Here is a 17,564-nt window from a genome sequence, read left to right as displayed (position 1 = left end):
CGCGAATCTCCGACACAGCACCGCGAATCTCCGACAGAACACTCTGCCGGAGGACGCGCGGCGGCGGAGGCGGGCCCGCTGCGCGGACGCCAACGACGTCTGCGCCTACGACGCCTGCGCCTACGACGTCTGCGCCTACGACGCCTGCGCCTACGACGCCTGCGCCCGCATCGCCTGCCGGAGCGCCTGGCGGAGCTGCGCCTCGATCCGGCGCGCCTGCTCGCTGCTCACGCCCTCCACGCCGAGGCGGCGCTCGGAACCGCCGCAGCGGTCGCCGTCGCGGGTGAAGTGGATGGCGATCCGCCCGTCCCCGAGCACCGGCTGCTGCTCGCCGCAGTGTCCGCATTCCGAGAAAGAGAACGACCCCATGTCACCACGCTAGGAGCCGCGTGTTTCTTCCGGGTTGCAGCCGCAAGAAATCCCGATGACGCCGTCCGGTCGGCTCACTCGCAGGCGACACCGTCCCCGTCGCGGTCGAGCTTGCGCGAGTAGCCCGGCTGGCCCGCGAGGAGAGGCGCTTTGCCCGCCGCGCGCACCGCGTCGCAGTTGGGGTAGTACACGTCGGGCGCCGGCGCGGGAGCGGGCGCCGGAGCCGGGGCGGGCGCCGGAGCCGGAGCAGGCGCCGGAGCCGGGGCGGGCGCCGGAGCCGGAGCCGGAGCCGGAGCAGGAGCGGCGACGGGGGTGAAGGTCGACGACTCCGCCGCCTGCGACGCGCATCCGGCGAGGACCCGGGTCATCGCCGCCTTCTCGGCGCTCGTCACCCACAGGCCGTAGGTCGCCTTGACCGAGATCTGCCGGGCCACGTATTCGCAGCGGAAGCTCTTCGCCGCCGGAAGCCAGGTGGCGGCGTCGCCCGAGGACTTCTGCTCGTTCGAGTGGGCGTCGACCGCGATCAGGTTCAGCGGATCGTTCGCCAGGCTGACGCGCTGCGCCTGCGTCAGCTGCTGCGCGCCCGTGATCCAGGCGTTCTGCAAGGGCACGATGTGGTCGATCTGCACCAGGGCGGACGTCTTCTGACCCCGCACGAAGTGGATGGTCTCGCCGGTGTAGCGGTCGGCGAGCGTTCCCGAGAGAACGGTGCACGAACCCTTGCGGACCGTGTCCGTCAGGTCGCGGGCGAGGATGTCGTTGCGGGTGTCGCACCCGTTGCGGTCGACGTCGAGCCAGGCGGCACCGAAGTCGGTGGTCCGCTGGTACCCGGTGGCCGGTGCCTTGCCTTTGACCGGGAGGGTGGCCAGGGCGTCGAGGGCCGTCTTCGATGTCACGCTGTTGTCGGTGAGGACGACCGCGGGTGCGCTGTCGGCGGCGACCACGGTGTCCGGATCGAGCGGTTCTGCCGCGGAGGCCGTCGCGGTCGGCGTCGGCGTTGCGGTGGGCGTGGCCCGCTGGGTGCTCGCCGCCTGCACCGCGTCCACGTGGGCGGGGGGCGCGATGGTCGCGCCGACGATGATCAGCGCGATCGCCCCGCCCACGGCACCGAGTCCGATCGGGCGGGAGGGCGGCAGCATCGCCCAGCCGCGCCGCCGGGTGATCAGCGTGTAGAGACCCGTGAGGATGCCGACGACGCCGAGCAGGACGAGCACGAGTCCCGGCCCTCCCCGGGAGGCGAGGAGGACGAGGAGTGCCGCGATCCCGATCCCGACCCAGGTGCCGAGGGGGATGCGACGGCGCGTCGCCACCGCAGCAGTGGCCGCCGCGGGTGCGGATGCCGGCGGGACTGTTCCCGGCGCTGCCGTGTGCGTCGTCCAGTGGGCGCCGTCCCACCAGCGCAGTTCGGCTGCTTCGTCGGGGTTCGGGTACCAGCCGGCAGGGGGAAGGGAGGGAGTCTGGGGCACGTGAGTCTTTCTCGGTTCGGGTCGTCAGCAGGCTAATGCAAAACAGGTCGATCGGTACGTAATTCCCCCCGAACGGGGTGTCCCCGTGCGTTCGCTGAGCGAAGAGAGAGGACTCTTCCGCGGCTCGGCTGAACGATATATCGTCGAGTATCGCTGACGACTGGAGGCATCCCATGTCCACCTCATTCCCCACCGGCGGGTTCGGCGCCCGCATGGATCCGGACGCCATGTGGCAGGCGTTCGAGCAGTTGCGCTCCACCTTCGAGAAGAAGGTCGGCTCGCGCATGGGCCGCGGCGACGTCCGCGCGGCCGTCCTCAGCCTGCTGAGCGAGAAGCCCATGCACGGCTACCAGATCATCCGCGAGATCGAGGAGCGCAGCGGCGGCAGCTGGAAGCCGAGCGCCGGCTCGGTCTATCCGACTCTGCAGCTGCTCGCCGACGAGGGCCTGATCACCGCCGAGGAGTCCAACGGCCGCAAGACTTACGCGCTCACCGAGGCCGGCCGCGACGTCGCCGCCGCCGAGGCGGGGACTCCGTGGCAGGGCGACGGCACTTCGACCGGGGGCGAGCGTCGCCCGATGAACGGCGGCACCCTGCCGAAGGCGGGCATCGAGCTCGCCCAGGCGGCGGCGCAGGTGCACCGCACCGGCACGCCGGAGCAGGTTCAGGAGGCTGCGGCCGTGCTCGACGAGGCACGGCGGCGGCTGTACTCGATCCTCGCCCAGGGCTGACCGGGTGACGTCGGACCAGGCGCCTGCCGCGGTGCCCCACCGGCCCGCGGCGACGCCGGCCACTCGCGCGCGCTACCGCCGCATCCTGCGCTTCGCCGGCTGGAACCTCGCGGTCACGTGGTGGTACGAGCTGTTCCTCCCGCGCATCGGCCTCGCCCGCGTCGCCGCACGCACGCGGTCGAAGCGGATGCGCCGCTTCGCGCAGCGGTTCCACGGGCTGGCGGTGGAGCTGGGCGGCCTGATGATCAAGGTCGGCCAGTTCATGTCGTCCCGGCTCGACGTGCTGCCGCCCGAGATCACCAGCGAGCTGGAGGGGCTGCAGGACGAGGTCCCCGCCGTGCCGTTCCCGGCGATCCGGGCGCTGGCGGAGGCGGAGCTCGGCGTCCCGCTGGAGCGAGCCTTCGCGTCCGTCGACGAGACACCGGTCGCCGCAGCGTCGCTCGGCCAGGCGCATCGCGCGCGCCTCACCCCGGAGACGGCGGCCGACACCGGCCTGGAGGCGGTCGTCATCAAGGTGCAGCGTCCCGGCATCGACGCGATCGTGGATGTGGACCTGGCCGCCCTGCGCCGGGTCGGGCGATGGCTGAGCCACGTCCGGCTCGTCTCCGACCGGGTGGACGCGCCCGCGCTGGTCGAGGAATTCGCGACGACCAGCCTCCAGGAGATCGACTACCTCCACGAGGGCGCCAACTCGCAGCGGTTCGCGGCCGAGTTCGACGGCGACGACCGCGTCGCGGTACCGGAGGTCGTCTGGGAGCGGACCACCCGCCGGGTGCTGACGCTCGAAGACGTCACCGCCATCAAGATCACGGACGCCGACGCGCTGCGGGCGGCCGGCATCGACCCGGCGGACGTCGCCCCGGTCTTCGCCGAGGTCATGTTCGACCAGCTGTTCACCAACGGCTTCTTCCACGCGGACCCGCATCCCGGCAACATCTTCGTCACGCCGCGCCCCGGCGCCGGCGACCGGCCGTGGACGCTCACGTTCGTCGACTTCGGAATGATGGGCGAGGTGCCACCGGGCACGCGCAGCGGCCTCCGCACGCTGTTGATCGCGGCAGCCTCCCGCGACGGCACAGGCCTGGTGGATGCGATGCGCGACGTGGGCGTGCTGCTCCCGACGGCCGACACCAAGGAGCTGGAGCGCGCGATGACGCACCTGTTCGCGCGGTTCGGCGGTATGGGCTTCGCCGAGCTGCGCGAGGTGGATCCGCGCGAGTTCCGCGAGTTCGCCGTCGAGTTCGGCGACGTGGTGCGCTCGCTGCCGTTCCAGCTGCCCGAGAACTTCCTGCTCATCATCCGGGCCATGTCGCTGACCTCCGGGGTGTGCAGCGCGCTCGACCCGGCGTTCAACCTGTGGGACTCCGTGGAGCCGTACGCGGGGCAACTGCTGCGCGACGAGCGCGGCAACATCGTGCAGGACGTCGCGAAGCAGGCGATCGAGGTGGCCGGCATCGCCCTGCGCCTTCCCAAGCGGCTGGATGCGCTGGTCACCCGGGTCGAGGACGGCGACGTCGCCGTCAGCACGCCCCGCCTCGAACAGCGCGTGGCGCGGCTCGACCGGGCGGTGCGGAGACTCGTGGCGGCGGTGGTCTTCGGAGGAGTGCTGATCGCGGGCGCCATCGTCCACGCCACCGACCAGGTGCTGGGCACGGTGCTGCTCATCGCATCCGTGGTGCCGCTCGGGTTCACCGTCTTCACCGGCCGCCGGGGACCCTGAGCCGGAATACCGGCTGGTACACCGGCGTTTCACAAGACATGGCAACCACCGAGATCACCTCGACCAACCACGACCAGACCGTCTCCGACGGCATCGTGCTGCTCGACTTCTGGGCCGACTGGTGCGGACCGTGTCACATGTTCGCGCCCGTCTTCGAGAAGGCGTCCGAGAAGCACTCCGACATCACGTTCGGCAAGATCGACACCGAGGCGCAGCAGGCGCTGGCGGCGTCGTACGGCATCCAGTCCATCCCGACCCTCGTCGCGTACCGCGACGGCATTCCGCTGTTCTCGCAGGCCGGCGCCCTCCCGGGCGAGGCCGTCGAGGACCTCATCCAGCAGATCCGCGGCCTCGACATGACCGAGGTGCGCAAGCAGTACGACGAGCTGAAGGCAGCGGCCGAGCAGCAGCAGAGCTGACGCTCGGACCGATGTCTCTCCGGGCGCGGGCCCGTCACGCGACGGGTTCCGCGCCTTCGTCGTTCCCGGAGCCGTTGCGCCGACCGGCGACCGCTGCCCGGCGCACGCGTCCGGTTGGTCAGGCCGTGGCGGTCAGCGAACTGCTGCGGCGCACGACCAGTTCGGGCTGGTAGAGCACGTGCCGCGGTTCGAGGTCGGGGTTCTCAGCCTCCTCGAGCAGGATGCGGTGCTCACCCGGTCGACGAGCACGGACGCAATGCCGCGATCGCGGAGCTGGCGCAGCCGGCGCGCCGGGTCGGCGACCCGCAGCTAACGACCGGCCTGCACATCCCGGTGGATGCGGGAGTCGCGGCCGCGTTCCTGCGATGAACGACACCGCGGGCACCGTCGCCGCCGTCGACCTCGGCGCCACCAGCGGCCGGGTCATCCACGCCCGCGTCGGGCCGAACGCGCTGGAGCTGACGGAGGCGGCGCGCTTCCCGAACCTGCCGGTTCGGGTGTGGGAGGGCGACCGTGCCACACTGCACTGGAACCTCACCGGGCTGTACACGAACGTGCTCGACGGGCTCGGGTCGGTCGCGCGGTCCGATCCCGGGCTCGCGAGCATCGGCATCGACGCGTGGGCGGTCGACTACGGACTGCTGCGCGACGGCCGGCTGTTGGGGGAGCCGTACCAGTACCGCGACGAGCGGACCGCCGACGGCGTCTCGACGGTGCATGCCGCCGTCGAGCCGGGGGAGCTGTACCGCGAGGGCGGACTCCAGTTCCTGCCGTTCAACACGCTCGACCAGCTGGCGGTGGATGCCGCGGACGGGATGCTCGACGTCGCGGACCGGTTCCTCCTCATCCCGGATCTGCTCTCGTTCTGGCTGACCGGCGTGGAACAGGCCGAGCGGACCAACGCGTCCACAACCGGGCTGCTCGACGCGAGCGGTGCGTGGAACGACGCCCTGATCGCCCGGCTCGGCCTGCCGCGTCGTCTCTTCGCGCCGCTGGTGGATGCCGGAACCCGCGTCGGCGGGCTTCTCCCGTCGCTCGCACGCGACCTGCCGTTCGCGGGCGCCGGCCCGGTCGCCACGGCGGTCGGCTCGCACGACACGGCCTCGGCGGTCGTCGCGGTGCCGATGGACGCGTCCCGCGCCGCCTACATCTCCTGCGGCACGTGGGGACTGGTCGGGGTGGAGGTGGAGCAGCGCGTCGTGTCCGAGGAGGGCCGCGTGGCGAACTTCACCAACGAGGGCGGTGTCGACGGTCGGATCCGCTACCTCCACAACGTCATGGGGCTGTGGCTGCTCAGCGAGTCGGTCCGCGAGTGGCAGCGCCGAGGGCTCCGGGTGACGCTCGAGACGCTGCTCGCCGAGGCGGGCGAGCTGCCGCGTCCCACCGAGGTGTTCGACGCGGACGACCCCCGCTTCCTGGCGCCGGGCGACATGCCCTCCCGTATCGCCGGATGGTTCGACGAGCACGGCTCGCGCGGCCCGGCCTCGCCTGCGGGGACGGTGCGGGTCATCGTGGAGAGCCTGGCGGCCGCGTTCGCGTCGGCCGTTCGCAGCGCCGCATCCCTCACCGGCGTCCCGGTCGAGGCGGTGCACATCGTCGGTGGCGGCGCGCGCAACGCCCTGCTGTGCCAGGCGACCGCCGACCGCAGCGGCCTGCCGGTGCTCGCCGGGCCGGTGGAGGCGACGGCGCTCGGCAACGTGCTCGTGCAGGCCCGCGCCGCCGGGTTCGTCAGCGGCGACCTGGAGACTCTGCGCGCGCTCGTCGCCCGTACCACGCCGATCGTCCGTTACGAACCCCGTTAGGATCCTTGCCCATGGTGAATCGTCAAGTCCCGAAGCCGGCGGAGTTGCTGGAGCTGATGCAGTTCAAGAAGCCCGAACTGAATCTGAAGAAGCGGCGGCTGGAGTCGGCGTTGACGATCGAGGACTTGGCGCGGATCGCCCGCCGCAGGACGCCGAAGGCGGCGTTCGACTATACCGAGGGTGCCGCCGAGGGGGAGCTGTCGCTCGCGCGGGCTAGGCAGGCGTTTCAGGATGTGGAGTTCCACCCCTCGATCCTGCGGGATGTGTCGAGTGTGGATACCTCGTGTGAGATCTGGGGTGGTCCGTCGGCGTTGCCGTTCGGGATCGCGCCGACCGGGTTCACCCGGTTGATGCAGACCGAGGGCGAGACCGCGGGGGCCGGGGCTGCGGGGGCGGCGGGGATCCCGTTCACCCTGTCCACGCTGGGGACCACCTCCATCGAGAACGTGAAGGCGGCGAACCCGCACGGGCGCACCTGGTTCCAGCTGTACGTGATGCGGCAGCGTGAGATCAGCTACGGGCTGGTGGAGCGTGCGGCGGCGGCGGGGTTCGACACGTTGTTCTTCACTGTGGACACCCCGATCGCGGGCGCCCGGCTGCGGGATAAACGCAACGGGTTCTCCATTCCTCCGCAGCTGACGCTGGGCACGATCATCAACGCGATCCCGCGGCCGTGGTGGTGGTACGACTTCCTGACCACCCCGAAACTCGAGTTCGCCTCCCTGTCCTCCACCGGCGGCACCGTCGGCGACCTGCTGAATGCGGCGATGGACCCTTCGATCGACTACGAGGACCTGAAGATCATCCGGGAGATGTGGCCGGGGAAGCTGGTGATCAAGGGCGTGCAGAACCTCGACGACGCGCGCACCCTGGTGGATCACGGGGTGGACGGGATCGTGCTCTCCAACCACGGCGGACGCCAGCTGGACCGCGCCCCGATCCCGTTCCACCTCCTGCCCTCGGTCGTGCGGGAGGTCGGCCACCACACCGAGGTCGCGATCGACACCGGCATCATGAACGGCGCCGACATCATCGCCGCCTACGCCCTCGGCGCGAAGTTCACCCTCATCGGGCGGGCCTACCTCTACGGCCTCATGGCCGGCGGCCGCGAAGGAGTCGACCGCACCATCCAGATCCTCACCGACCAGCTCATCCGCACCATGAAACTCCTCCAGGTCAACTCGCTCGCCGAGCTCGGACCCCAGCATGTCACCCAGCTCACCCGGCTGCAGCCGCTACGCCGCGACGCGGAGTCGGTCCGGCAGGACACCGACGCCTGACCGGGCCGACATTCGTGCCGAACGTGGGCTCCCCACGTCCGAAAGCCCACATTCGTGCCGAATGTCTCTCCGCGCGGGCGCACCGGCCGTACCTGCGCGGCGCCCGAGCGCCGCTCAGCGCGGGGTGTACTCGTAGACGACGGCCGACCAGTGGCCCTCGAGCTCGTCCCACGACTCGGGGCCGTGGTAGGCCAGCGCGTACTGGAGGTTGAGGATGGGGCCGAGCACGTCGAGCACGTCGGGAAGGAACGGCGTTCCGGGCGGGAAGCCGAGCCCGAAGCCGTGGATGATGCTGTCGTCGGCCGCCCGCAGCCAGACCCCCCAGCCCTGCGCGACCGGCATCGCGACCACGCGGAACACCGTCGCGGGATCGTAGTCGGCGGGGAGGGCGTCCGGCAGCTCGGTCATGCTGCAACGCTACAAGCCCGAGCGCCCACCCGTCACTGTTCGGCGACGGCGGCCCGCTGCAGCACCAGGAAGCGCGCGCCGTACGCGGGCACGCTCACCGGGAAGCTGGCCAGATCGTCCACCGTGCCCACCTCGCTGCCGTCCGCCGCGTCCGTCACGGTCGCGCGGTGCGGCAGCGCCTCGGAGCGCACGGTGCCGTCGACCGCGGTGTCCGTCATATTGAGCACGGTCAGCTGCACGACGGGCAGGCCCTGCTCGTCCAGCGTCTCCAGCTCGTGCACCATGACGAGCATCCCGGGGTGGGCGACGTCCGGCACGTCCACCTGGCGGGCCGTCGCGATGCCCCAGCGGTTGCGGACGCGCAGCAGCTGACGCAGGCCGCTCGCGAACGAGGTGCGACGCTTCAGCTGCTCTGGGAGCGTGCCGTACAGGGCGCGGGCGCGCGGCATCCCGGACGCTGAGCGCTCCGCCTCGGGCGCGACGCCGAGGAGGTCGTGCGCGCCGCGCTCCACCCAGCGGGTGTCCCCCTCGGCGATCAGGTCGGCGACCTGCTCGCGGGGGAGCGTCAGCGCCCCCAGCAGGTCCCATCCCGACAGTGCGAAGACGCCCGGCTGCCAGGCGTTGAACGCGGCGAGCAGCAGGTGCGCGTCGCGGATGGCCGGGATGTCGGCCTCCGTGATCGAGTCCAGCGTCGCGTGCCCCTGCGTCGCCGCGATGAGGGAGGCGGAGGTGCAGGCGATGCCGTTCGTCGTGAACACGAGGTTGTAGTCCGCGGTCGGCGCCGTGATCGCCTGCGTGAGGTCGGCGCGGATGCGCTGGGCCAGCTCGCCGCCGGTGATCTCCTCGCCGCGGAACGTGTAGACGTCGTTCTGGTGCAGGGTCGCCCAGTGGACCAGCTCGTAGGTGAGCTCGTCGTGGTTCTGCATCCCGTGCACCAGGCTCGCCGGCTCGACGCCGAGTTCGAGGGAGGTGCGCAGCGTCAGGCGCAGGAACTCGGTGTCCCCGGTCGCGAGCGCGTGATGGTAGGCGGGACGGTTGATGAAGTCGTAGGACAGGTCCGCGCCGACGGCGCCGGTGTCGCGGATGTCCTCGACCGTCAGGTTGAGCTCCTGGAACGTGAAGCCGCCGACCTTGCGCACCATTCCCGCGATGATGTGGTTCGCCGCGTGCGAGAGGGGGTGGCCCTCCGACCAGGCGGGCATCCCCTCTGCGCTCTTCTCGACGCCCAGGAAGCCGTTCGCGTCCAGCCGCAGGGCGCTCGTCCCCAGGTCGCCGAGCGAGTGCAGGGCGTCGCCGATGACCAGCCGCATTCCCGAGAACGTCGGGTCGAGCCAGTTGACCGACGGCTGCCCCTCCTTGAAGTAGTGGAGGTACACCCAGCGCCGCGTGGTGCCGTCGACGCCGATCACGGGGCCAGTCGCGCTCCAGTTGGTCTCCTTCACGCCGGGCGCGAAGAAGATGACCCGCTGCAGCTCGCCGATGATGTAGCCGCGCTCGGCCAGCGCGGCCTCGGTCGACTCGTCGAGGTTCACCGAGTCGCGGCCGTCGGGGACGTCGGGCAGCAGGTGCCACTCGTCCGGCGGGATCTCCACCATGTGGTAGATGCCGGGGTAGTCCTTGTACGCCATCTCGGCGAGGCGGAAGTCGGCGCCCTTGCCGGTGTGACCCGGCACGATGTCGTCGATGACGCTGCCCCCGTGCTCCTCCGCGACGTCGGTCAGCCGGCGGAACGTCTCCTCGTCGCCGAACGCCGGGTCGATCTGGGTGCCGATCCGGTCGAAGTGCCCGTCGACGCTCGGGGTCTCCTGCCATCCGCGGATGCCGCCGGCCCGCTTGACCGGGCCGGTGTGGACGCCGTTGATGCCGATCCGCTCGAACGCCGTCCAGAGCTCCGGGTCGGCGAGCGCCGTGAGGAAGGACTCGCCGGGCCGCGTGATCAGCGAGATGGGGTACGCCGTGAACCAGACGTCGGAGGTGGACACCGCTCGGCGCGCATCCGGGCGGGCGTACGGGTTGCGCCACATGCTGGGCGAGCCGGAGAGCTGACGGCTGAGCACGTCCGCATCCTTGAGCATGGATTGGCGCACCAGCCACTCGACGTAGGCCGGGTTCTGCCCGTTGGCGGCGCGCGGGTCGGAGAACGTGCGGCGGATGCTCCCGCCGCGCAGGTTGGCGCGCGGGCGCAGGCGCCGGGGGCGGGCCGGGTACAGCTGCTCGTCGTAGGTGATCTCCTCCGGCGGCGCCTCCACCTCCTCGGTTCCGGCGTCGGGGGCGCCCTCCGTGTCCACCATCGTCGGATCCTGCTCGGTCACCTCGGGTGCCTCGTCGTCCACGCGCTCTCCTTCCGTGACTGCCAACCTAGCCCTGTGGTGCGACGACCCGCGCGGGTCACTCGCTGAGGCGTTCGATGAGCTGGCCTTTGGTCAGCTGCGAGACGTTCCGCAGTCCCCGGGTGCGTGCCACATCGCGCAGCGCCTGCACGGTCAGCTGGTCGAGCTCCGGGTCGTGGGGTGCGCTCGTCGTCACCGACCCGGCGAACTCCACGGTCTCTTCGACGCCGTCGTCACGGACGGAGGGGAGGGGCGGCGTGAGGTCGACCGCGGGTGTGCTGTCGTCGCCGTCCACCGCGCTCGCCGCGCGTTCGCTGCGGCGCAGGACCGCGGCGAGTTCCTTCTCGAGCTGTTTTGCGCGCTTCTTGGCCTTCTTCGCTTTCTTCGCGTCCAGTTTCGCGGCCGCCTCGCGGGCGTCGGCGACGGCCGCCTCGGCGCGTTGGAACGCCTTCTGCGCGCCCTTCTCCAGCTTCTTCTGCTTCGCCATGCTCTCTCCGTTCCCCGGCTGTCACCGGCCCCGCCTTGAACGGTGCCACGGGGTCGGCGGCAGGGCAAGGCACGCCGCCCTTTCGTACATCAGCCGGTGCTCGCCGACCCCGTCCGGCGCCGGATGGTCGAACTGCTCTCCGATGAGGAGGCGCCGGCCGGACGGGTGGGCACGGTGATCATGCGCGAGTTCGGCATCGGGCAGCCGGCGGTGTCGAATCAGCTGCGCGTGCTGCGCGACGCCGAGGTCGTCACCGCGGAACGGCGGGGGTCCCAGCGCATCTACCGGCTGGTGCCCGGTGCGCTCGACGACCTCACCGGCTGGGTCGACCGGTACGCGCGGATGTGGTCGCAGCGGCTGGACGCGCTGGAAACCGAGCTGGTGAGGGACCGCTCGCCGCGGGAACCCGGACCGCACCCGCCGCAGGCCCGCTGATGGACCCGCGCACGGTCCGGGCGCTGATCGGCAGCCCGCAGCATCCTGAGCTGGTCCTCCGGAGGGAGTACCGGGCGACGTCCGCCGAGCTGCGGGACGCGTGCACCTCTCTTCCCCGCCTGGCCCGCTGGTTCGGATCGGTGGAGGGCGACCTCTCCGGCGACGGCAGTGGATTCCGCGTCGATCTGGGCGGTGACGGCACGGCGACCGCGCGCATCCGGCGCTGCGACGAAGACGGCGTCGAGGTGTCGTGGGCCGTCGGCGGCGAGCCCCGGAGCATTCTCTCGGCCGAGTGGAGGGACACGGGCGCCGGCCGCGCCGAGCTGACGCTCCGCCATCGGCTCGGCTCGGAGGACCGGGTCGCGCCCGCCGGCCGCGGCTGGGACGACGCCCTCGCCGCCCTCGAGAGGTCGCTGACCGGCGGGGACCCGGTCGCGGCGGCCGGCGGCGACTGGGGACTTCTCGGCGCGCATCCGCTCGAGGTCACGAGAACGCTGGATGCGGACCGCGAGCGGGTCTGGGCCGCGCTCGCCTCTGCGGAGGGCCTGCGCACCTGGTGGTGGCGGCACTGGAGCGACGTGACGATCGAGGCGGAGGTGCGCGTCGGCGGCCGCTACCGGATCGAGGCGCCGGGTGCGGGAATCGTCCTCGAGGGCCGCTACCTCGTGGTCGAGCCGCCGCAACGGCTCGCCTTCGGCTGGCGGTGGAGCGACGGCGACGGGTCGAGCAGCGACGAGGCGGTGGACATCACGCTCGACCCGGCCGGGCACGGCACCCGGGTGACCGTACGCCACACCGGGCCGTGGGCGGACGGCGCACCGGCGGAGTCCTACCGGCAGGGCTGGGACTTCACGCTCGGCGAGCTGGCGGCCGTCCTCCCCGCAGCCCGCCCGCGTCAGTAGGCGAAGTGGACCTGCGCCCGGCGGTGCGCCGGCGCCTCGATCTCGTCCACGACCGCCTTCGCGAAGTCCTCGCCGCCCTGCGCCATCGTCGTCGCCTTCCGCGGGGCGGCCGTCGTCGCGCTCCGTCGACCGCAACGAGCCGTCGCGGGGGATCCTTCCCGGGGCGACCTCGCAGGTGCGCCGCTAGGTAAGGCGGGCGCCGAGCAGGCGCCCAGCGGGCGCCGAGCGGGCGCCGAGCGGGCGGCCGAGCGCGCGGCCGAGGGGGCGTGACCGCGGGCGCGCTACTCGCTAGAGTCGCTCCCGTGACCATCCCGCTCACCGTCATCCAGCGTTCGCCCGACCCGGAGTCGCCGGGCGAGTCCCGCGACCGCCGGCCGACCATCGCCGAGCGGTTCCGCATGATGGGCCGCAGCCGCCTGGGCGCGCTGCTGCTCGTCGCCGCGACGCTCGTCGCGATCATCTGGGCCAACGTCTCCTTCGCCGGCTACGAGCAGTTCTGGGACACGCACCTCACCGTCGGCGTCGGGGATCTCACCCTCGACTTCACCCTCCACTCGCTCGTCAACGACGCCCTCATGGCGATCTTCTTCTTCACCGTGGGGCTGGAGGTGCGGCGCGAGTTCGCGATCGGGGAGCTGACCAGCTGGTCGCGCGCCGTCGTGCCCGTCGTCGCCGCCGTCTTCGGTCTGGCCGTGCCCGCCGTGATCTTCGTGCTGTTCACGGCCGGGACGGGGATGCAGCATGCCTGGGGAGTCGTCATCTCGACCGACACGGCGTTCCTGGTCGGGGCGCTGGCCCTGGTCGGGCCGCACGCGACCGGACGCCTCCGCGTGTTCCTGCTCGCGCTCGCCGTGGTGGACGACATCGGCGCGCTCAGCATCATCGCGCTCGTCTACACCGAGCACTTCAACCCGTTCCCGCTCATCGTCGCGGCCGTCGGGCTGGTCGGCGTCTACTTCGCGCGCTTCCTGCGGGGCGGGCGCGGCCCGGTGTACGCGACGCTGGCGATCATCGTCTGGCTGGCGTTCCTGGCCTCCGGCGTGCATCCGACCCTCGCCGGTGTCGCCATCGCGCTGCTCGTGCCCGTGTACCGGCCGAACCGGCGGGATGTCGAGCACGCGCTCGACCTCGCCCGCACGTTCCGGCAGTCGCCCAACACGGAGTACGCGCGCGCCGCCGCCAACAGCCTGCGCGAGTCCATCTCGATCAACGAGCGCCTCCAGTCGGCCTGGGGACCGTACGTGGCCTACGTCGTGCTCCCGCTCTTCGCCTTGGCGAACGCCGGGGTGCGGCTGAGCGGCGACATCCTGATGGGAGCGCTGGTCTCGCCGATCGCGTGGGGCGTGCTGGTCGGTCTCGTCGTCGGCAAGTTCATCGGAGTGTTCGGGTCGGCGGCGCTGCTGCGCGCGCTCCGGATCGGCGAATTCGGCCCGGGCCTCACCCTCGACCGGCTGGCCGGGGGAGCGGCGCTGTGCGGCATCGGCTTCACGATCTCACTGTTCATCGTCGACCTCGCCATCCCCGACGAGGCGGCGCAGAACGCGGCGCGCGTCGGCGTCCTCGCCGCCACGCTGGTCGCATTCGGGGTCGCCACCGTCGTCTTCCGCATCTCCGACGCGCGCCGCCCGAAGGACGAGGCCGGTCTGACGCTCGTCCGCCCGGTCGACCCAGCGCGCGACCACGTCTTCGGCTCGCCGGACGCGCCCTACGAGATCGTCGAATACGGCGACTTCCAGTGCGGTTTCTGCCTGAAGGCGACGGGCTCGGTGTTCGAGGTGCAGCGCGAGCTGGGCGACCGCCTGCGCTACGTCTGGAGGCACGCCCCGCTGACCAGGTTCCACCCGAACGCGCTCGCCGCGGCGGAGGCGTCGGAGGCGGCGGCGAAGCAGGGGATGTTCTTCGAGTTCGAGCGCGCCCTGTTCGCCGACCAGGAGCACCAGCTGCCCTCCGACATCCTGCGCCGCGCGGAGGAGCTGGGGCTCGACCTGGACCGCTTCGAGGCCGACCTCAGCTCGCCGGAGGTCGCCGCGAGGGTGCGCGACGACATGCTGGACGCGGAGGCGATGGACGTCACCGCCGTGCCCACCTTCTTCATCAACGGACGCCGCCACGTGGGCCCCTACGACGCCCAGTCGCTGATCCGGGCGCTGCAGGCGGCCGCCGAGGGCGGCGCGCCGGCGCAGGCACCGGCGTAACCGGGCGGCGCCTGCGCCGTCGCGCCGCCGCCCGCGTCCGTCGCACATGCGCAACCGACCGTCGGAGATCCGCGACCGACCGTCGGAGATCCGGCCCATTCGGGCGCGGATCTCCATCCGCAGAGCCCTGTGTCGGAGATTCCGGCCCTGTTCTCCGACGTTCCGTGCCGGCGTCCGCATCCGGACGTCCGGATCCCGCCGTGCCGGGATTCGGGCGTCCTGACCTCGGCATCGGAGCTCCGTCACCGACCGTCGGAGGTCCGCGACCGACCGTCGGAGATCCGGCCCACTCCGGCGCGAACCTCCATCCGCAGAGCCCTGTGTCGGAGATTTCGGCTCTGTTCTCCGACGTTCCGTGCCGGCGTCCGCCTCCCGGCGTCCGGATCCCGCCGTGCCGGGATTCGGGCGTCCTGACCCCGGCGCCGGAGCTCCGTCACCGACCGTCGGAGATCCGCGACCGACCGTCGGAGATCCGGCCCATTCTGGCGCGGATCTCCATCCGCAGAGCCCTGTGTCGGAGATTCCGGCCCCGTTCTCCGACGATCCGTGCCGGCGTCCGCATCCCGACGTCCGGATCCCGCCGTGCCGGGATTCGGGCGTCCTGACCCCGGCGCCGGAGCTCCGTCACCGACCGTCGGAGATCCGCGACCGACCGTCGGAGATCCGGCCCACTCCGGCGCGAATCTCCATCCGCAGAGCCCTGTGTCGGAGATTCCGGCCCCGTTCTCCGACGATCCGTGCCGCCATGCGGATCCCGGCATGCGGATCCCGCCGTCCGGATCCCGCCGTCCGGATCCCGCCGCGCGGATCCCGCCGTCCGGCTCCCGGCGTCGGCGGTCGCCCCTACGATCGGGTCATGGCCGACGATCCCCGTGCATCCGACCCCCTCGTCGTCGCCGACCAGGCGGCCTGGCGTGCGTGGCTCGACACTCACGAGTCCACGTCGGACGGCGTCTGGCTGATCCTCGCGAAGAAGGGGACGACCGATCCGACGAGCCTCACCTACGACCAGGCGGTGGTGGAGGCACTCTGCAGCGGGTGGATCGACGGCCAGCGCCGGTCGCGGGACGCGGCGACGTTCCTGCAGCGCTACACCCCGAGGCGCAAGACGTCGCTCTGGTCGCAGCGCAACATCGGCCTGGTCGAGACGCTGATCGCGGAGGGGAGGATGCGGCCCGCCGGCCACGCCGAGATCGAGCGCGCCCGGGCCGACGGGCGGTGGGAGCGCGCCTACGCGGGCTCCGCCTCCGCCGAGACGCCCGAGGATCTCGCCGCCGCCCTGGCCGCATCCCCGCAGGCGGCGGCGACGTTCGAGCGCCTCAACGCCCAGAACCGGTACGCCGTGCTGCACCGCATCATCACCGCCCCGAGCGCGACCAGTCGCGGCAACCGTCTGGCGAAGCTGGTCGGGATGCTCGCGCGCGGTGAGACGCCGTACCCGCAGTGATCGGCCCGCGGCGCAGCGCGCGCGGTCGTCCCGGATGGGTCGTCACACCCCGCGCTTGCCCGCCCGCCGTCGCTCGCGCAGGTCGACCAGCCCCACGACCAGCGCCACCACGAGCAGCGCCAGCGTGACGAGGTACCCGGAGCGCACGGCGGCGTGGTACTCGGTGACGGGATGCGAGCCTCCGCCCGGCACTGTGGCGAAGAAGACCGCCGTGACGAGCGCCACGCCGACCGCCGTCCCGATGCGCTGGCCGAGCTGCGCGATGGACCCTGCGGCGCTGCCCTCCTCGGGCGGGATCTCGGAGAGCGTGAGCGTCTGGTTGGGCGAGATCACGAGGCCGCCGCCGAGGCCGCCGATGAGTGTCGAGCCGGCCATGAACCATTCCGCGGACGCCGGTGGGGCCAGGGTCGCGGACGCGAGCAGCGCGCCGATGCCGACGATCACCACGATGAGTCCCGTCACGACCAGCCCGCGGCCGAAGCGCTGAACCAGCCGCCCCCCGACGAACGCGGAGACCGCCGCACCGAGCGCGAACGGCACGCTGACGAGCCCGGCGGCGAGCGGCTGCGCGTGCAGCCCCTCCTGCAGGAACAGCGTGGTGACGAGGAAGCTGGCCGGGAGTCCGGCGAAGTAGACCGCGGCGATCAGGATGCCGTTGCGGTACGACGCCGTGCGGAACAGCTCCAGGTGCACGATCGGGGAGAGTCCGCGGCGCCGGTAGGCCCGCTCCCAGAAGAGGAAGGCACCACCTGCGACGACGAACGCGATGAGCCACAGCCAGCGCAGCGGGTCGTCCGTGGAGGAGCCGGTCGTCAGCAGGAACGGCAGCATCAGCCCCAGGATCGCCACGGCGAGGAGCGCGAGGCCGACCGGGTCGAGCTGCGTGCCCTCCTGGCTCCGCTCCTGGTCGCGCGGCAGGTAGCGCAGCGCGAAGAACAGTGCGACGGCGCCGCACGGGACGTTGAACCAGAACAGCAGCCGCCATCCCTCGGTCGCCCCGCCGAGGGCGATCAGGGAGCCGGCCAGCGTCGGCCCGATCGCCGTCGCGACACCCACCATGGCCCCGAACACGCCGAACGCCCGGCCGCGCTCCTCTCCGCGGTAGAGCTGCTGGATCATCCCGAGAACCTGCGGCATCTGCACACCGGCCGCGGCCCCCTGAAGGAAACGCGTGACCGTCAGCCAGACGATGCCCGGCGCCAGCGCGCAGAGGGCGCTGGCCGCGCTGAAGCCGATCAGCCCGATGACGAACATCGCCCGGCGCGACCGCGTGTCGCCCAGCCGCCCCGACGGGATGAGGGTGAGGCCGAAGGCGAGCGCGTAGCCGGCCACGATCAGCTGCAGCTGCGTCGAGTCGGCGTGCAGCGACCGCTGGATGGACGGCAGCGCGACATTGACGCCGGAGAGGTCGAGGATGGTCAGCGCCCCCACCGCGATGCACACCGCGAAAGCGGGGCCGCGTCCGGGATGCGCGGCGCTGCTCCGGGTCGAGGTGGAGTCGGGGGAGACGTCGGTCACGCCGACACCGTACGCCGCGAGACCTGTGCCAGCCCGCAGACCGGGCCGCGACCGG

Annotated in this window: 15 protein-coding genes; 9 read left to right on the top strand and 6 right to left on the bottom strand. The window is 72.0% G+C overall.

Features of this window, described 5'->3' with window-relative positions:
- Window positions 1–150: 150 nt before the first annotated feature.
- Together ACR9Y5_RS13450 and ACR9Y5_RS13445 are read right to left on the bottom strand one after the other, a co-directional pair.
- A complete protein-coding gene (locus ACR9Y5_RS13450) occupies window positions 151–369 on the bottom strand; it encodes a hypothetical protein (protein ID WP_481298415.1) in 219 nt (72 codons plus the stop codon).
- 74 nt (window positions 370–443) lie between these two features.
- On the bottom strand, window positions 444–1,835 hold the full coding sequence (locus ACR9Y5_RS13445) for a GmrSD restriction endonuclease domain-containing protein (protein WP_481298414.1): 1,392 nt from the start codon (window positions 1,833–1,835) through the stop codon (window positions 444–446).
- Between the two features lie 173 nt (window positions 1,836–2,008).
- On the opposite strand from ACR9Y5_RS13445, the gene ACR9Y5_RS13440 reads away from it, so the two are divergent.
- The 5 genes from ACR9Y5_RS13440 to ACR9Y5_RS13420 all read left to right on the top strand — a co-directional run bounded on the left by ACR9Y5_RS13440 (window position 2,009) and on the right by ACR9Y5_RS13420 (window position 7,787).
- Window positions 2,009–2,566 carry a PadR family transcriptional regulator gene (locus ACR9Y5_RS13440; protein WP_481298413.1) on the top strand — a complete coding sequence of 186 codons (558 nt, stop codon included), beginning with the start codon at window positions 2,009–2,011 and terminating at the stop codon, window positions 2,564–2,566.
- Between the two features lie 4 nt (window positions 2,567–2,570).
- Window positions 2,571–4,286: an ABC1 kinase family protein gene (locus tag ACR9Y5_RS13435; RefSeq protein ID WP_481298412.1), complete on the top strand. Its 1,716-nt coding sequence runs from the start codon at window positions 2,571–2,573 to the stop codon at window positions 4,284–4,286.
- Window positions 4,287–4,324: 38 nt separating this feature from the next.
- Window positions 4,325–4,705: a thioredoxin gene (gene trxA, locus ACR9Y5_RS13430; protein ID WP_481298411.1), complete on the top strand. Its 381-nt coding sequence runs from the start codon at window positions 4,325–4,327 to the stop codon at window positions 4,703–4,705.
- 365 nt (window positions 4,706–5,070) lie between these two features.
- The gene (locus ACR9Y5_RS13425; RefSeq protein ID WP_481298410.1) at window positions 5,071–6,507 is read left to right on the top strand and encodes a rhamnulokinase; all 1,437 of its coding nucleotides are present in this window, start codon (window positions 5,071–5,073) and stop codon (window positions 6,505–6,507) included.
- An 11-nt stretch (window positions 6,508–6,518) separates the two neighbouring features.
- Complete coding sequence (locus ACR9Y5_RS13420; protein ID WP_481298409.1) at window positions 6,519–7,787, top strand: alpha-hydroxy acid oxidase; 1,269 nt, start codon at window positions 6,519–6,521, stop codon at window positions 7,785–7,787.
- Between the two features lie 114 nt (window positions 7,788–7,901).
- On the opposite strand, the gene ACR9Y5_RS13415 is transcribed toward ACR9Y5_RS13420, so the two are convergent.
- The 3 genes from ACR9Y5_RS13415 to ACR9Y5_RS13405 all read right to left on the bottom strand — a co-directional run bounded on the left by ACR9Y5_RS13415 (window position 7,902) and on the right by ACR9Y5_RS13405 (window position 11,012).
- Complete coding sequence (locus tag ACR9Y5_RS13415; protein ID WP_481298408.1) at window positions 7,902–8,195, bottom strand: hypothetical protein; 294 nt, start codon at window positions 8,193–8,195, stop codon at window positions 7,902–7,904.
- A gap of 32 nt (window positions 8,196–8,227) precedes the next feature.
- Window positions 8,228–10,486 (bottom strand): maltose alpha-D-glucosyltransferase, encoded by a 2,259-nt coding sequence (gene treS / locus ACR9Y5_RS13410; protein WP_481299582.1) that lies wholly within the window; start codon window positions 10,484–10,486, stop codon window positions 8,228–8,230.
- 97 nt (window positions 10,487–10,583) lie between these two features.
- Window positions 10,584–11,012, bottom strand: a complete 429-nt coding sequence (locus ACR9Y5_RS13405) for a Rho termination factor N-terminal domain-containing protein (RefSeq protein ID WP_481298407.1) — start codon at window positions 11,010–11,012, stop codon at window positions 10,584–10,586.
- A 96-nt stretch (window positions 11,013–11,108) separates the two neighbouring features.
- On the opposite strand from ACR9Y5_RS13405, the gene ACR9Y5_RS13400 reads away from it, so the two are divergent.
- The 4 genes from ACR9Y5_RS13400 (at window position 11,109) to ACR9Y5_RS13385 (ending at window position 15,991) form a co-directional block, all read left to right on the top strand.
- The gene (locus tag ACR9Y5_RS13400; RefSeq protein WP_481298406.1) at window positions 11,109–11,447 is read left to right on the top strand and encodes an ArsR/SmtB family transcription factor; all 339 of its coding nucleotides are present in this window, start codon (window positions 11,109–11,111) and stop codon (window positions 11,445–11,447) included.
- Window positions 11,447–12,349, top strand: coding sequence for an SRPBCC domain-containing protein (locus ACR9Y5_RS13395; protein ID WP_481298405.1), 903 nt, complete (start codon window positions 11,447–11,449; stop codon window positions 12,347–12,349). The genes ACR9Y5_RS13400 and ACR9Y5_RS13395 overlap by 1 nt, the downstream gene beginning before the upstream one ends.
- A gap of 302 nt (window positions 12,350–12,651) precedes the next feature.
- Window positions 12,652–14,544, top strand: coding sequence for a Na+/H+ antiporter NhaA (nhaA, locus tag ACR9Y5_RS13390; protein WP_481298404.1), 1,893 nt, complete (start codon window positions 12,652–12,654; stop codon window positions 14,542–14,544).
- Between the two features lie 856 nt (window positions 14,545–15,400).
- Window positions 15,401–15,991 carry a YdeI/OmpD-associated family protein gene (locus ACR9Y5_RS13385; protein ID WP_481298403.1) on the top strand — a complete coding sequence of 197 codons (591 nt, stop codon included), beginning with the start codon at window positions 15,401–15,403 and terminating at the stop codon, window positions 15,989–15,991.
- A 42-nt stretch (window positions 15,992–16,033) separates the two neighbouring features.
- Here the strand turns inward: ACR9Y5_RS13385 and ACR9Y5_RS13380 are convergent, their stop codons facing one another.
- A complete protein-coding gene (locus ACR9Y5_RS13380; protein WP_481298402.1) occupies window positions 16,034–17,509 on the bottom strand; it encodes an MFS transporter in 1,476 nt (491 codons plus the stop codon).
- Window positions 17,510–17,564 lie beyond the last annotated feature (55 nt).

It is taken from the genome of Leifsonia sp. KNZ13-11D (genome assembly GCF_056754895.1).
This window is presented reverse-complemented; position numbering and strand designations above follow the sequence as displayed.